Below are 14,896 nucleotides of genomic sequence, written 5' to 3'. Positions count from 1 at the left end.
AGATGAATAAACCATTAAATACGCTGTTAGTTGCTTCATCGCTGTTGGTTGCACCTTTATATGCATTACCAACAGTTGCGGTTAAATTGGTTGAACAAGCGCCACTTGTTCAAACCGTAGCTTTGAACGGCACTTTAAGAGGTAAAGGCGATGTTGATTTAACCGTTGGCACAGCGGGAAAGCTTAGTTTTGTTGCAGAGCCAGGCGCCATGATAAAGCAAGGTGATGTGATAGCACGAATTGAAATGCTACCGCTTGAATTAGAAGCGGCAGAGCAGCGCATTATGATTAAGCGTGCTGAAGTTAATTTAACTTATCAACGCCAAGAGCTTGAACGGCTTAAAAAATTAGCTAAGACCAGCAGTGCAGCGGCAAACCAAGTTGATTTAGTGCAAAGTCAGCATGACTTAGCTCTCACCGATATTGAGCTGGCAAAAGTGAAGCTGAAACAAATTGAAGACAGAATGGCGCGAGCAACTGTGGTTGCACCGTTTGACGGCATAATCAGCAAACGCTTTTTATTAGCGGGCAGTGATGCGAGCCGTGCCGATAAGTTGGTGCATTTTATTGATATCAACAATTTAGAAGTACGTTTTTATGCGCCGGTAAAATACTTGGCATATGCAGCGGTTGGTCAAAACGTTAGCTTAAGTAGTGGCAGCTTTGATAATTTGCAAACCGGTAAGGCAAGAGTAAGCGCGGTTATTCCAGCCACAGATTCACGCTCGCAGACATTTGAAGTACGCGCTAAGCTGCTCACAAACAATAAAATGAGTTGGGCCAGTGGCCAACTCGTTGATGTTGATTTTAATATTGAAAAAACACAACCAAGCTTATTAGTTGAACGTGATGCGCTTATTTTACGAAAAGCAGGCGTTCATGTTGTAAAAATACAAGATGACAATAAAGCACAACAAGTTGCCGTGGAAGTTGGCCAAGGACAAGGCAGTAAAGTTGAAGTGCGTCCTGTAACATTGGAGCAATTAAAACTAGGCGATAAAGTTGCCACCAGAGGCGCTGAAAGACTCACATCAGGACAAGAAGTGTTAGTGCAAGAGTAAGCTTAATTAAAAATTTTGACACAAAGTGAGAAAATTTATTGTTACTTTGTGCCTTTACTTACGAAATTAGTAGGCTAATTTAGTTCTGTTTGTAAAAAGAAAACTCGAAAAAACAGGCTGTTTTGCTTAATTCGCGGAAATAGTGAAAATAAAAGTAAGTTTTACTTTCCCTCGGGGCAAGAGATCACTATAATTAGCCGCTATAAAATTTACACATGAGCTGAACTAAAGATCGGGTTTCTTGATCTTAGCCTGTATTTGCTGTATAAAGAGCGCCCTTTGATTAATTCCGGGGCAGAAACGTACACAAACCTCGGAAGAAATGATTTAGCTCGAGCGAAGTTATTGGAGATAAATAGACATGTCTAAAGTCTGTCAAGTTACAGGTAAGCGTCCAGCGGTAGGTAACCACCGTTCACACGCTCGCAATGCGACTAAGCGTCGTTTTTTACCTAACCTACAAACTCACCGTTTTTGGGTTGAAAGCGAAAAGCGTTTCGTTACATTACGTACTACTACTAAAGGTATGCGTATTATCGATAAGAAAGGCATCGACGCGGTATTAGTTGATATCCGTGCTCGCGGCGAAAAAGTATAAGGAGCTTGAGTCATGCGTGATAAGATCCGTTTAGTTTCTACTGCTGGTACTGGTTATTTCTACACTACCGACAAAAACAAGCGTAACATGCCTGAAAAAATGGAAATCAAAAAGTACGATCCAAAAGTACGTAAACACGTGATTTTCAAAGAAGCAAAAATCAAGTAATTGTGATTTGCTGAAAGAATTAAAAAAACCCGAGTTTATCTCGGGTTTTTTATTGCCTGAATTTTAAGCCAGCTTAATTTAATAATATCCTCTCGCTTAAGTAAGTGTTTTACTTTAACGTTGTAAAGTTGTGTTGATGACAGGAAATGTTTTGCTGTTTAGTGGTTCTAATTGGGAATTGGCATCATCAAGTATTTAACTTAAATGTTGCTTGAGATGTAAGATTACTGCTTTCAGCTCATTTTTTATTACTGTGTGCGACTGGTAACCGTCTTACTAACAATCATATCGTAGTTATTAATCACACTTGCTAGGTTGATTTGATACAAATCTAATAGTTCCCCTTGATTTCGTCCCGCCTGCTTTGCTTTGTATAACGCTTGATCTGCAAGTTCTAGGGCAAAGTCTAATGTTGTCTCATCATAAATATTGACGTTGGAAGCAGCGCCAATCGATACAGAAATTGACACGCGATGCAGTTCAAATGTAATAGGTTCTGAATTAGTAATAGTGAGTAATTTTTTGATAAGTTGAGCATCAGCTTCTAAGTTGGTATTTTCAATCACCAGTAAAAACTCTTCGCCACCCATGCGAATCAGATTATCTTGCTGGCGAATTGATTGCCGAATGCGCTGGCAAAATTGTTTTAGTACCTGGTCGCCACAGGCGTGGCCATAGGTATCGTTGAGCGATTTAAAATGATCAATATCAAGGGCGAATAAGCTAAAGCTAACTTCAGGCACATTCAGCATGCGCTCGCGCTGCTGTACTTCAAAAAAGCGACGGTTTAAACCTTCGGTAAGTGGATCGATAAAGCGTTCTTCATTGAGTTTAGTATTGTGTTTGGTTAGTTTTTTATTGGATGTATTTAGCTTGCGATAAAAAAACGACAAAATAATAAAGGCCAATAAAGTGATAACAGCACTTAATACCCATATTCGTTTTTGCAATGACTTGTTTTCAATTTCAGTATTTTTGCGCTGATTATCAAACGCTAACTGCTCAATTTCTTGATCTTTTTGTGCCACCTCGTAAAGCTCTTTAATACGTAGCATACGGCTCTCGCGTTCGGTGTTAAATATCTTATCGCTCAGTTCTTTGTAGCGTAACTGTGCTTTATATGCCGCTTCAAAATTTTCAATGCTGGCCATCGCTTCCGACCAAGATTTATAGTTATCTGCCAACAAGCTAATCATTTTATACTCTTCAAAATAGCTATTGCCTTTATCGAAGTACTTTTGAGCTAGATCGAGCTGATTTAAATAAACATTATTAATCGCCATAATAGAGTAGGCGTGCGCAGCGAGGGTTTGATAGTCACTTTGTTGTGCATATTGCAGCGTCTTTTTTGCGTAGTCATTTGAAAGCACAAGTTCGCCTTCAGTAAAGGCAATTGCAGCTAAATTGCTGTAAATTTCGTGAATTGCATCTTGGTTTTCAAGTTTTTTAGCCTGTTCAATAGCATTTAGGTAAATGGCTTTTGCTTGAGCTGTATTACCTTGGCTATTCAGAATAAACCCTCTGTTTTGATACAGACCTAAAATGGCATTTTGTTGGTCTACACTTTTATACCAATCAATCGCCCATTGGTTATTTATCAGTGCGTCGTCAAAAAAACCTAGTTCTGCTTCTGAGATTGCGATAATGGCTCTACTGGTGGCTTCTCGGTAATTGTCTTTATTCACGTTAGCAATGGTCATTGCCAATTTTGCTGCCTCAATTGCCGCCGAGTGCCTGCCTGTATCTTGCGCCATCATGGCAAAGCTAATAGCAATCCAGTATTTAAGCACAGGTGTTTGTGCATTCAGTGCATAGTTAAATGATTGCTCAATGTAGAGATCGTATTGCTTAGCATCTTTTTCAAAATAATAGCGCCAAGATTTACAAAAGCTGGTTGCTGCAGAAATAGCGGGGTCTGAGGCTGAGCTGATAGTCAGTGCTAGTAAACTTTGTTCTGTTTGTTGGTAGGCATCTTGTTGGTTATTCACCAGTTCCAGATAGCAGCGGTAACTTAATAAGTAGGCGAGATCGTTTAAATTATTTGTTGGATTTTGTTCATTAAACTGATTCAGCGCAGCCAGCATCTCAAGGTTGTCTTGATTGTGTTTCAGCGAAAGCTGTTCAATACGATCTTCGTAATTTGAGAATGTTAAGTTATTTTGCTTTTGAATGTGTGCGCTAATATCTTGCTGTGTTTCTTGTTCTGTCGCATCAAGCGCAACAGTAAATAAAACACAAAACAAAAATATTATTTTTGGCATCGCAAACTTAACTTGTTAAATTTATATAAGCATAGAGCTTAATTGAAGGCTTGCATAGCGAAATGGCGCTTTATCTTAAGCATTAAAAAAGGCGCTAAACGCGCCTTTTTGTTACTAAGCTTAATTAAGCAAATGCATCTTGTAGTGGTGGTACTACTTGCTTCTTGCGGCTTAGTACGCCATCTAGCCAAACGCGGCTTTGCTCAGGTGCAACACCGTAAGCACGCTCAACAATGCCTTCGTCATCAGATGCAATAAGCATTTGTGAACCTTCTTTCATGATGTCTGTAAGTAGTAAGAATACAGAGTGACGGCCGCCTTCTTCTTTCAGCTTTGCGATGTCAGCTTCAAGATCAGCTTTGATGTCGTCAAATACAGCTAGGTCGATAACTTCTAACTGACCGATACCTACTAGGTTACCGTTCATATTGAAGTCTTTAAAATCACGCATAACGAGGTCGCGAGCTGGCGTGCCTTCAACTGCAGACTTAACTTTAAACATTTCCATACCGAATGCTTTGTAGTCTTCGATACCTGCGATTTCAGCAAGTACTTCAACACACTTGATGTCAGCAGTAGTACAAGTTGGTGACTTGAAGATTACAGTGTCTGATAGGATTGCACCTAACATAAGACCCGCGATGTTCTTTGGAATTTCAACACCGTAGAAGTCATACATCATCTTGATGATGGTGTTTGAACAGCCAACAGGGCGAATCCAACACTCAAGTGGTGTAGACGTTGTTAAATCGCCCAGTTTGTGGTGGTCAACAACACCAACAACCGTTGCTTCATCAATGTCATCTGGTGCTTGTGTTTTTTCAGTGTGGTCTACAATGTAAACCTCTTCACCTGCGTAGCTCATTTTAAGCTCAGGTGCTTCAAAACCAAATGTGTCTAGAATGAACTGTGTTTCAGGTGATACATCGCCTAAACGTGTTGCGATTGCTGCTTCACCAATTTGGTTTTTTAAATATGCAAGTGCAATTGCACCACAAATCGAATCTGAATCAGGGATCTTGTGACCCACTACATACATTGCCATGGACGGAACTCCTTAAATTTTGGCGCATAGTTTAGCAAAAAAATAGCCATTTAACAGCGACAGAAATTACTCATTTGGTATTACTTATACACTACCTAAACGGGTGCCAAAACTGCTTGTTTCATATAGACTTAGTTATACTTAAATAGGCGCGTTTAGGATCGAAATGATTAGGCTTGGGCGAACTGGTTGGAATAATGTCATTATTTTTGCCATGTTAATAATGATTTTTTTGTTTAATGGACTGCATCATAAAATTATCTCGTCTTCAGACGATGAGACGACTCAATCATTGTTGCCACCCAATAGCGCGGTGCTGACATATCAATACAGCGACTTCAAAATTGAGCGAATTGGCACAAGTTGGCGCACTAATAAGCAGTTAAATATTGATGTTGAATTGTTCGATGTAAATTGGCGTCAAGCAAGTGGTGAGATTATTCCAATAACAAACGAACAAGCCTCATCACTTGCAAGTGTTGAGCTTTATATTGCTGGCTATGATCGCAGTTTAGTGTTCGATGTTTTCGCTACGTTAGATGGTTGTTTTGTTGATGATAACCAAGCACGTCGCATAAAGTTAGATAAACAAACTTGTAGCCAGTTATTTCCTACCACGGAGTTTTAGAGTTTTTATGCCTGAATTACCAGAAGTTGAAGTGAGCCGTTTAGGCATTACGCCACATATGCTAAACCAAACGGTGAAACAAGTACGAGTTCATCAAACCCAATTGCGCTGGCCGGTACCAGATGACGTTTATCAGCTTGAACGCAAAGTAATTAGCGAGATTAGCCGTCGCGCAAAATACCTAATGATTAGTGTGGATACAGGCAGTGTTATTTTACATTTAGGCATGTCGGGTAACTTGCGGGTGGTTGATAATTCTGTACCACTCAAAAAGCATGATCATATCGAAATAGAACTCGAAAATGGCAAAGTGCTACGCTTAAATGATCCTCGCCGTTTTGGCGCTTGCTTGTGGCAACCAGCGGGTGAAGTTCATAGCAGCTTACTAAAATTAGGCCCAGAACCATTAACCGACGAATTTGATGCTGATTATTTGTATGAAAAATCACGACAAAAGCAAACTGCGATTAAACAGTTTTTAATGGATAACAGTGTAGTTGTGGGCGTGGGTAATATTTATGCCAATGAGTCTTTATTTAAGGCGGGCATTCACCCTAAACGCGCGGCAGGTAAAATTTCTAAAAAGCGATACCAACAATTAGTGCCTATCGTTAAACAAACATTAGCGGATGCAATCGAACAGGGTGGCACAACGTTAAAAGACTTTGCCCAAACCGATGGCAAGCCAGGCTATTTTGCACAGAAGTTACTAGTGTATGGGCGTAAAGGCGAGCCTTGTGTAACCTGTAAAGAGTCGCTGATCGAAATTCGCCAAGGACAACGCAGTACCGTGTATTGTAAAAATTGTCAGAAATAGAGTTAAAATAAAAAAAAGGCGCCGTAGCGCCTTTTTTGTTTAGATGTATTTAAAGGTCAAATGGCGCAACGCCTACACCTTCAATACGATAACCAACTTTAGCCAGTTCGCCTTCCCAGCTTTCGGTTTTCATTTTACCGGTAACAGAAATGGCATCGTACAGGCTTTCAATTGGCACACCATCTTTAAAGGTTACGTGCACAATCTGATTTGGTGGCGGTGGTGGCACATGAATACACGCGCCGAAATATGGCACTAATAAAAACTCGGTGATCACTTGATCATCACCCTCAAGTGGTACAACAAAGCCAGGCAATGTCACCATGGTATTATTGAGCTCTTTTACAATAGGCGCATTTAAGTCGGGTTGCACCCAATTAGCCTCAGAGTTTTCATTGTGCGCGGCTTGCCCTTCAACAGGTGATGAAGAATAGCCTTTAGGAATGAGGTCTTCCCAGTAAAGCTCTTTTGCTTTGCCATTGGCAAACAGCGGATTACTTAATAGCGTTATTAAGGCGAAGAAAGTAAACAATAGCGAATGTTGTTTCATATAAATCTCAAACTTTTATGGTTAAGCCATCGCTCAATGCGTAACGATATGCTTTGTAAGCAGGTAAACAACCAAATAAGGTGCCAAGCAAAATAATACCAGCCAATAAGCTCATTTGATATTGGCTCAGTGCCATAAGCTGCAAATGAATACCACTGATGCTGCCAAGCATATTAGCAAGCAACAGAATTACAAGATAATAAAATGCGATAGCCAGCAGGGTAGCACACACTGTGATTAATAGTGCTTCTAACCCGAGCAAAGTAAATATGGTACGTGGCGAAGCGCCCACTGAGCGTAAAATAGCAAGCTCGCGGCGGCGCTGGCTTAAGCTTGCCAATAAATTAGTCAGCATACCAAGTAAAGCAATAACGACAACAGCCCCCGAGATAACCAATAACGCTTTTTCAAATACACCGACCACTTCCCATAGTTGGCGCAAAGTAAACTTTGGCATAATCGCCAGCAGTGGCTCTTGCTTATATTGGCTGATATTACGTTGTAGTTGCAGTGCAAAAATCGGACTTTTTAGGCCTAATAAAAATGCGCTGATTTGTTTTGGTTGGCCGGTGAGTTCCGCATTTGATAGTGCAGGCAACTTGCTATGTTCATCACGCTGTTCGCTGTGATGTTGATGATCATCATGGTGGTCGTGGTCGTGGTCGTGGTCATGACGCTCATCTGCCTGATGTTTCTGGCTAATACTAGGCGTTGCTGAGCCATGAATATTATCAATTGCAACGAGTGGCACATGCACACTGTTATCTACTGCCGTGCCGGTTGAAGCTAAAATTCCCACGACTTTAAATGGGTGATCATCGTGATGATGAAAGCTGGTATTGCCAGCACCGTGTGACATTACAATCGAGTCACCTAAATGGTAATGCAGCTTTTTAGCAACATTACTACCAAGCACCACATGGTTTACTTGTTCAAAAGCGTGCCCTTTTGAGAATGCGAGGTTTTGCTTATTGGCATAACGGTAATGGGTGAAGTAGTCATTATTAGTACCAATAACGCTAAAACCTTTGTGGCTATCGCCAAGTGAAAGTGGAATAGCCCATTTTACTGAGCGCTTGCTAGTAATATCTTGATAGCTTGTGAAGCTTAAATTATTAGTTGGGTGACCGATGCGAAATACCGAAAAAAGCAATAGCTCTGTGCTGCCGGTGCGGGCACCGACAATTAAATCGGTACCTGATACCGTATTATGAAAGCTCGCTTTGGCATCAACACGGGCACGTTCAATAAGTAGTAACAAGGTAATGCTCAGTGCTATCGCAATAGTGGTTATCGCAATGCTTGAAAAACGATTCAGTAAGCTTTTGCGAGAGAGGGTTAATAAGCTCATAGAGTTTGCTCCTGCATAAAGCTTGCAAGCGCCACTTGCCTATCAAATAAATTTGCGAGCGTTTGGTCATGGCTGACAAACAAAATACTGGTTTGATTATTGTTAGCTTGCTCAAAAAGTTGGTTAATAAATTCTTCTCGGGCGTCGTTATCAAGGGCTGAAGTTGGCTCATCAGCAATGATGAGTTCTGGTTCACCAAGTAATGCTCTGGCAGCAGCAACCCGCTGTTGTTGCCCTATGCTCAGTTGATTGACCGGCTTGGCAATATTTTGTTCGCTCAAACCAAGCGCCATTAATAACTTATTCGCACCTTTTTCAACACTGCCGTATTTAGTTATGGCTTTTTCAGTACGTATTTTTGAGAACTCACATCCCAGCGCAACGTTTTCAGTTGCAGACAAAAAAGGGATTAAATTAAATTGCTGAAAAATATAGCCAATATGATCTGCGCGAAAGCGATCTTTTTGTTTTTGTGACAGAGCTGAAAAAGCGGTGTCTAAAATCGAGATTGAACCACTGTTATGTTGCTGCACACCAGTAATTAGCGAGAGCAAAGTTGATTTACCACTGCCGCTTGGGCCGTAAATAAACACATGTTCGCCTTTTGATAAGGCAAAATCATGCAGCACAAATTGGCTGCGAGCGCCTGGATAAGAAAAAGTGAGATTATTAATCGCTAACATGACTGCACAAAATAAATTTAAATTGGTGTGATACTATAACAACAACACCTTGAAACCAATCTTTTGCGATAGCAATTCATACCCTTGCTTTTTTTGTTCAATTATTGAGTTTGCAGCGACTTTTCACTAAAATTGGCGCACCCCAATTTAGAGCGCATAAAGTGCTTTTCTAGTATCAAAAATATCTTTTGGAGTTTCCATGAGTTCATATAAGGTTTTGGACGTAAATGACGATTTACCGATCCGTACCAAAGGTAAGGTTCACAGCGGTAAAGTTCGCAGTGTTTATTGGTTAACCGAGCAAGACAGCGTTCGTTTAATCGAAGAAAAGGGATATAACATTCCAAAAGATACACCACTTGCACTTATGGTTATTTCAGACCGTATTTCTGCGTTTGACTGTATTTGGCAAGGCGAAAATGGCCTAAACGGTGTACCAGGTAAAGGTATTGCGCTTAACTCAGTGGCGTCTCACTGGTTTAAATTATTTGACGAAGCAGGCCTTGCGGGTAACCACATTGTTGATATTCCACACCCTTATGTATGGATTGTACGTAAAGCCGAAACTGTTCGCGTTGAAGCAATTGCACGCCAATACATTACGGGTAGCATGTGGCGCGATTATGCAAAAGGCGTTCGCAACTTCTGTGGTATTGATTTACCAGAAGGTTTAGAAGCTCACCAAAAATTAGATAATGTATTAATTACACCATCGACTAAAGGTATTATTACTGGCGTAGCAGAAGTGCCTGAAGTAGATGATGTAAACATCACGCGCGAAAATATCGAAAACAATTTAGCTGCATTTAACTTTAAGTCGGCAAGCGATATCGATTTATACGAAAAGCTATTAACTGAAGGCTTTAAGCTAATTAGCGAGCAACTTGCTGAGCTTGACCAAATTTTTGTCGATACGAAATTTGAGTTTGGTTATGTAGAAGAAGTAGATGGTTCGCATAAGCTTATTTATATCGATGAAGTTGGTACACCAGATTCATCACGTATTTGGGATGGCCCAGCTTACCGCGATGGTAAGATTGTTGAAAACTCGAAAGAGGGTTTCCGCCAGTTATTAATTAATAACGTACCTGATAGCGATGTATTACTTAATAAAGATCGCATGGATGAACGTGAAGAACTCGCCAAGGGTTACAAACTACCGGTCGATGTGATGATACAAGTGTCAGACACTTATGTTGGTATTGCGAGCAAAATCGTTGGTAAACAACTAGAAATTCCAAGCGATCCGCGCCAAGAAGTGATCGACATTCTTGATAAAGAGTATGGTCTAATCGACTAAGCTTTAATGCGCCTTAAATAACCCTTATTTAGGGCGCTTTATAATATAGTGCCAATTTTTATCTCACTAAACTAATCTTACTGAGTCATTTCACGTTAAATTCATTAAATTTTTAACCTGCCTTTCTATACTGTAATAGGAGGGCATGCTATTGAAACTCGATCCTACCCGTTGGGCACCTAAGCATTATTACAAACGCATTTTGATTTGCGAATTTGTATTTTTATTCTTTTGTTTACCCGTATTTTTGTATTTCGTACGCGATGTGATTGCGCCTTACTTACTGCTTTTTTTGGTATCGGTAGTAGGGTGGTGTGTTTTACTGTTGTTAAGTGATCCGCGTTTTAAGCGTTTTCGCCTTTGGAATCCGGTGCAGCTTAAATTATCGCTCGATAGAGTAGTTGCTACTTTTTTAGTCGCAGCGCTATTAATGATGATAGCTAGTTGGTATTTTACGCCCCAATGGTTCTTTACGTTACCCACGCAACAAACTAAATGGTGGTTCTTGCTGTTAATTCTTTACCCTATTTTTTCAGCCTGGCCGCAGGAAGTAATTTTTCGTACCTTTATGTTTCATCGCTATAAACGAGTCTTTAAAAGTAAGCAGCTACGTGCATATTTAAGTGCGACAAGTTTTGCATTAGCACATCTGTTATTTGCAAATTGGATTGCGGTAGTGGGAGCCTTTATTGCAGGTTTAGTATTTTCATTTACCTATATTCATTCGCGCAGCACCTTGTTAGTAGCTGTTGAGCATAGTTTATGGGGATGTTGGTTATTTACAGCTGGGCTCGGCATGTATTTTGATAGCACAATGCGTTTATATGGCGAATAATTCACGTTTAATGTTTGAAGTAATAGCGGTAACCAATTTGATATTGGCTTTCTTTTTTATCTACTGCTTGGTTTACGTACCAGCGCGAAGGGCGTGTTGAATCGATATAGTTATACTCAGTTAGAATAAATGATTGTTTAGAGAGCTTATAGCGATAAGCGAGTGAAAACGCATTACCTTGCTCGTTGTTGTTATCACCCCAAATGTTATCTAAATCATCCACATTAAAGTGCTCAAAGCGTGCTGCAATATGATGGTTAGACCAAAAATGACGTAACATTACAAATGCGTTGTCGAAATCATTATCGACCACTTTTTCTTGGTATGGTGATGTCATGTAAGTATTGCCTTTCATATATTGCGCAATGACTTCCCATTCTTTCGCAAAACGGTATTTCAACGCTGAATGAATAAATTCTGTTGTCCATGTGTATTGACCATTTTCAACAATGCCTTCTTTAGCAAAGTTATCGTAATAGCCTAAGTTGAATTTAAGTTTATTTGCATACTTCCAATTGGCTGAAACATGCAAACCAAAGCGGTCATCAAGTTCTAAAAAAGGGTCTGATTCAGCGGCTTGTGCAGCGAGCTTCTGTTGGCGTGCGGGGAAATCTTGTACAATTAATTTTTCATGTAGCAAGGTTTGGCGACTACCAACAGTCCAACCGTGCCACGCTAGCATTGCACCAGCAGGATCGTTGTTTTTAAACAGCGAAATATCGCCTGAAAAATTATGCTTTGAACCTGAGAATTTCCCCAACTTTTCAAGTGATAGGTTTATGCCTGTATTTCGAAGTTCCTCACCAACCCAATTGTTTAAACTGCTAGAGGTTAATGTATAGGGGGTAGACCAGGCAGTAGCTACATTTTCAAAACTAATCGTTGGATAGAAAACACCGAGTTTTGATTTTATTCGCCAGCCATTGCTTGAAGGCAGGCCTTTGTAACTAACAAAGCCTTCGGTTATACCAATGACACTATTACCTTTGTTAGCAAATGCGCTAGCGACTAATGTTGCAGACCATGTTGAATTAAATTCCAAATTAAGATGGGCACCTAACTGTCCGAGTGCTATTCCAGAGCCATCGTCAAAACGAAACTTTCCGTAATCACCGGTTAAATAGCTATTACTATCATCGCTTGTTACATGATAAGCCCTTAAATCAATTAGCCCTTTTATATTTGCATCTACGGCCAATAATTGGCTACTTGCGCACAAAAGGGAAATAAGTAAAAGGCTTTTAATCAAGGACTTTCGCATGTGTTTTCGTCTGTTTTTTATAGTTAGATTGAGATAACCATGCCTCAAATTCATGAGCGGGTAATGGTTTACTAATAAAGTATCCTTGTGCTAATTCACATGCTTGAGCTTGAAGAAATAGTAATGTGGCTTCGTCTTCAATACCTTCCGCAACAACCGACAACCCCATATTATGCGCAAGTTCGATGGTTGATTTAACAATGATTTGATCATTCTCATTATCGAGCAAATGCTGTACGAAGGAGCGATCTATTTTTAGCTCTTGCACTGGCAGTTGTTTTAATTGCGCGAGTGAAGAATATCCCGTGCCATAATCATCTATCGATAATTTAAAGCCGCTTTGATTTAGGTAGTTCAGTACCTCGGTTGCCTTTTCAGGATCATCCACGACGGCATCTTCGGTAACTTCTAAAGTAATCGCGCAATCGGCTAATTGATGTTGTTGTTTTAACGAGATTACATAATCTGGATAGGACTTATCTAATATATTTTCGGCAGAAATATTTATTGCAATGTTGATGTGGATTCCATTTGATTGCCATGCCAAATATTGATTAATTGCCGCATTCGTTACCCAGCGAGTTAACGCATCCATTTGCCCGGTTTTTTCTGCAATGCTAATAAAACTATCTGGTGGAATTAAGCCTTTTTCAGGATGTAGCCATCTTACTAAGGCTTCAACGTGACTTATCTCCATTGTTTTTAACGAAAGCTTTGGCTGAAAAAACAGAGTGAGTTGGTCTTGTTCGATGGCTGTTCGCAAATTATTGGTTAAGAACAGGCGCTCAATGGCATTTTGGTCAAAAATTGGGTCATAAATTTGGAATGCTTTTTTGTTGTTTTTGGCGCGTTGAATTGCCACGTTGGATTTTTGTAATAACTCGGCCACAGAACAGTTTGGGTGTTGTGACGCAATAACAACACCAAAGGTAAATTGCAGGTGCAGATGAATGTTTTGAAATTGGCATTGCATTGTTAATGCTGATTGCAATGTGTCGATTAATGCGTCGATGTTTTGGTTTTCAATTAGAAGTATAAAATTTTCGTTACCTAAGTGATAACAATCAAAGTCATGTGGTGTGTTTTCAATACGATTTGCAACCTCATTGATGACATAGTCACTCGCCTGATAACCTAGGGTTTCGGCGATTTCCTCTGCTCTTAAAATACTCAGTTGTACAATTAAAAAGTCATGCTTGGATGTTTGACGTTTTTCTATTGCAGTAACAAGTGCATTTCGATTAGGTAAATGTGTTAGTTGGTCATGAAAGGCTTGAAAGCTAATTGTTTGCTCGCGCGAGATAATCGCTTTTGTCATGTCGTTAAATTCATTAGAAAGTTGTTTTAACTCTCGGCTACCCGATACATTTACTATTCCGTCGTAATTACCTTTGGAAATTGATTTTACTTGGCTTATCAGGCTTTTGATTGGACGGGTAATGCCTCTTGCAATGGCAATAGCGCCAAACGTCGATAAAAGCACCGTAATAAAAACCAGTAAAGCTAGTCGCGGCCATTGGATATCAATGCTTTTTAATAAATCTGCACGAGACTCAAAAAGCACCGCTGAAATATACCCATTGTCGGTGTTGCCAAGTTCTATTCGGTTATATAAATATTGGTGTTCTGTATTGGCAATTATACGTTTAAATACATCGGCTTTTATTGGGTAATTATCTTCATCTGAGCTGGCAATCACTTGGTAATGCTTACCATCAAAGCTGGCAAAACCAATGTTTACATCGGTCAAGGTAGCGAGTTCATTAGCAAGTGCGTTATTAATCAAATAACCAAACCCCACCCAACCAACAATGCGAGAGCCACTTTTAATAGGTGCAAAGCTCAGTTGATAAAGTAAATCGTCAATAAAGACCAGTTGTGCAGTTTCTTGCTGTAAAAAGCTGGTGGGTTGGCTAAAAGGTTCACCTTGTCCTTTGCCCACTCGCACTTTTACTATTCCATCATCGTTTGTGTAAGTAACTAGCTGTGCAAAAACGGTTCCTTCGCTATTGATTGCCATCGCAAGGTCACTATCAATGCGTTTTCGGTGATTGTTTAGGGCAACTAAAAAGCTTTTTGTATCTTCGTCTAATACAGATTTTAGGCCGTAATCTTTTGCTGCTGTTTCAGCAAATGCAGAGAGGTAATAGCGGCGATTATTAAACTGTGTTTCAAATATATTAGATGCATTGCTTAAGCGATTATTTAATTGGGTACTCTCAAGCTTTACATTGGTGTGATAGGTAAAGTAGAAGCTAACCAGTTGCACGAGCAATAGTAAAAATAAGAACAATATTAAAATTTTACTTTGTAAACTGCGCACTTTGAAAAGTCTCAT

General features: G+C 39.9%; 14 protein-coding genes. 7 read left to right on the top strand and 7 right to left on the bottom strand.

The features are described from left to right. Positions 1–2 precede the first annotated feature (2 nt). From PSPO_RS12010 to rpmG, 3 genes are all read left to right on the top strand, one after another. Positions 3–1,061 carry an efflux RND transporter periplasmic adaptor subunit gene (locus tag PSPO_RS12010; protein WP_010562024.1) on the top strand — a complete coding sequence of 353 codons (1,059 nt, stop codon included), beginning with the start codon at positions 3–5 and terminating at the stop codon, positions 1,059–1,061. Between the two features lie 361 nt (positions 1,062–1,422). Further along, complete coding sequence (gene rpmB, locus PSPO_RS12005) at positions 1,423–1,659, top strand: 50S ribosomal protein L28 (RefSeq protein ID WP_010562023.1); 237 nt, start codon at positions 1,423–1,425, stop codon at positions 1,657–1,659. Between the two features lie 12 nt (positions 1,660–1,671). Further along, complete coding sequence (rpmG, locus tag PSPO_RS12000; protein WP_005493124.1) at positions 1,672–1,827, top strand: 50S ribosomal protein L33; 156 nt, start codon at positions 1,672–1,674, stop codon at positions 1,825–1,827. A 248-nt stretch (positions 1,828–2,075) separates the two neighbouring features. Here the strand turns inward: rpmG and PSPO_RS11995 are convergent, their stop codons facing one another. Then, positions 2,076–4,088, bottom strand: coding sequence for a tetratricopeptide repeat-containing diguanylate cyclase (locus PSPO_RS11995; protein ID WP_010562022.1), 2,013 nt, complete (start codon positions 4,086–4,088; stop codon positions 2,076–2,078). Positions 4,089–4,212: 124 nt separating this feature from the next. Further along, the gene (locus tag PSPO_RS11990) at positions 4,213–5,133 is read right to left on the bottom strand and encodes a manganese-dependent inorganic pyrophosphatase (RefSeq protein WP_010562021.1); all 921 of its coding nucleotides are present in this window, start codon (positions 5,131–5,133) and stop codon (positions 4,213–4,215) included. A gap of 166 nt (positions 5,134–5,299) precedes the next feature. Here PSPO_RS11990 and PSPO_RS11985 point away from each other — a divergent pair, with 166 nt between their 5' ends. Both PSPO_RS11985 and mutM read left to right on the top strand, forming a co-directional pair. Beyond that, the gene (locus PSPO_RS11985; RefSeq protein ID WP_010562020.1) at positions 5,300–5,761 is read left to right on the top strand and encodes a hypothetical protein; all 462 of its coding nucleotides are present in this window, start codon (positions 5,300–5,302) and stop codon (positions 5,759–5,761) included. A 7-nt stretch (positions 5,762–5,768) separates the two neighbouring features. Further along, entirely contained in the window at positions 5,769–6,578 is an 810-nt protein-coding gene (mutM, locus tag PSPO_RS11980; protein ID WP_010562019.1) for a bifunctional DNA-formamidopyrimidine glycosylase/DNA-(apurinic or apyrimidinic site) lyase, read from the top strand. A gap of 49 nt (positions 6,579–6,627) precedes the next feature. Here mutM and PSPO_RS11975 read toward each other — a convergent pair whose 3' ends face one another. The 3 genes from PSPO_RS11975 to PSPO_RS11965 are packed head-to-tail and all read right to left on the bottom strand — an operon-like array spanning position 6,628 to position 9,162. Next, a complete protein-coding gene (locus tag PSPO_RS11975; protein WP_010562018.1) occupies positions 6,628–7,128 on the bottom strand; it encodes a DUF3299 domain-containing protein in 501 nt (166 codons plus the stop codon). A 7-nt stretch (positions 7,129–7,135) separates the two neighbouring features. Beyond that, positions 7,136–8,479, bottom strand: coding sequence for an ABC transporter permease (locus PSPO_RS11970; protein WP_010562017.1), 1,344 nt, complete (start codon positions 8,477–8,479; stop codon positions 7,136–7,138). Next, entirely contained in the window at positions 8,476–9,162 is a 687-nt protein-coding gene (locus PSPO_RS11965; protein WP_010562016.1) for an ABC transporter ATP-binding protein, read from the bottom strand. Before PSPO_RS11965 ends, PSPO_RS11970 begins: the two co-directional genes overlap by 4 nt. A gap of 199 nt (positions 9,163–9,361) precedes the next feature. Between PSPO_RS11965 and PSPO_RS11960 the strand changes: the two genes are divergently transcribed. Continuing rightward, entirely contained in the window at positions 9,362–10,462 is a 1,101-nt protein-coding gene (locus PSPO_RS11960) for a phosphoribosylaminoimidazolesuccinocarboxamide synthase (protein WP_010562015.1), read from the top strand. A 151-nt stretch (positions 10,463–10,613) separates the two neighbouring features. Continuing rightward, positions 10,614–11,297 (top strand): CPBP family intramembrane glutamic endopeptidase, encoded by a 684-nt coding sequence (locus tag PSPO_RS11955; RefSeq protein WP_054980534.1) that lies wholly within the window; start codon positions 10,614–10,616, stop codon positions 11,295–11,297. 7 nt (positions 11,298–11,304) lie between these two features. On the opposite strand, the gene PSPO_RS11950 is transcribed toward PSPO_RS11955, so the two are convergent. Further along, positions 11,305–12,558, bottom strand: a complete 1,254-nt coding sequence (locus PSPO_RS11950; RefSeq protein ID WP_021032975.1) for a PH domain-containing protein — start codon at positions 12,556–12,558, stop codon at positions 11,305–11,307. Further along, positions 12,539–14,896: a bifunctional diguanylate cyclase/phosphodiesterase gene (locus PSPO_RS11945; RefSeq protein ID WP_010562012.1), complete on the bottom strand. Its 2,358-nt coding sequence runs from the start codon at positions 14,894–14,896 to the stop codon at positions 12,539–12,541. Before PSPO_RS11945 ends, PSPO_RS11950 begins: the two co-directional genes overlap by 20 nt.

The organism is Pseudoalteromonas spongiae UST010723-006 (assembly GCF_000238255.3).
In the GTDB taxonomy this organism is placed as follows: domain Bacteria; phylum Pseudomonadota; class Gammaproteobacteria; order Enterobacterales; family Alteromonadaceae; genus Pseudoalteromonas; species Pseudoalteromonas spongiae.
The sequence above is the reverse complement of the archived record's forward strand: the minus strand, read 5'-3'. Positions and strand labels throughout refer to the sequence as shown.

Excerpts from the sequence above, each read along its gene's own strand:
- PSPO_RS12010 (WP_010562024.1), top strand. The coding sequence starts at position 3 with ATGAATAAACCATTAAATACGCTGTTAGTTGCTTCATCGCTGTTGGTT.
- rpmB (WP_010562023.1), top strand. The coding sequence starts at position 1,423 with ATGTCTAAAGTCTGTCAAGTTACAGGTAAGCGTCCAGCGGTAGGTAAC.
- rpmG (WP_005493124.1), top strand. The coding sequence starts at position 1,672 with ATGCGTGATAAGATCCGTTTAGTTTCTACTGCTGGTACTGGTTATTTC.
- PSPO_RS11995 (WP_010562022.1), bottom strand. The coding sequence starts at position 4,088 with ATGCCAAAAATAATATTTTTGTTTTGTGTTTTATTTACTGTTGCGCTT.
- PSPO_RS11990 (WP_010562021.1), bottom strand. The coding sequence starts at position 5,133 with ATGGCAATGTATGTAGTGGGTCACAAGATCCCTGATTCAGATTCGATT.
- PSPO_RS11985 (WP_010562020.1), top strand. The coding sequence starts at position 5,300 with ATGATTAGGCTTGGGCGAACTGGTTGGAATAATGTCATTATTTTTGCC.
- mutM (WP_010562019.1), top strand. The coding sequence starts at position 5,769 with ATGCCTGAATTACCAGAAGTTGAAGTGAGCCGTTTAGGCATTACGCCA.
- PSPO_RS11975 (WP_010562018.1), bottom strand. The coding sequence starts at position 7,128 with ATGAAACAACATTCGCTATTGTTTACTTTCTTCGCCTTAATAACGCTA.
- PSPO_RS11970 (WP_010562017.1), bottom strand. The coding sequence starts at position 8,479 with ATGAGCTTATTAACCCTCTCTCGCAAAAGCTTACTGAATCGTTTTTCA.
- PSPO_RS11965 (WP_010562016.1), bottom strand. The coding sequence starts at position 9,162 with ATGTTAGCGATTAATAATCTCACTTTTTCTTATCCAGGCGCTCGCAGC.
- PSPO_RS11960 (WP_010562015.1), top strand. The coding sequence starts at position 9,362 with ATGAGTTCATATAAGGTTTTGGACGTAAATGACGATTTACCGATCCGT.
- PSPO_RS11950 (WP_021032975.1), bottom strand. The coding sequence starts at position 12,558 with ATGCGAAAGTCCTTGATTAAAAGCCTTTTACTTATTTCCCTTTTGTGC.
- PSPO_RS11945 (WP_010562012.1), bottom strand. The coding sequence starts at position 14,896 with ATGAGACTTTTCAAAGTGCGCAGTTTACAAAGTAAAATTTTAATATTG.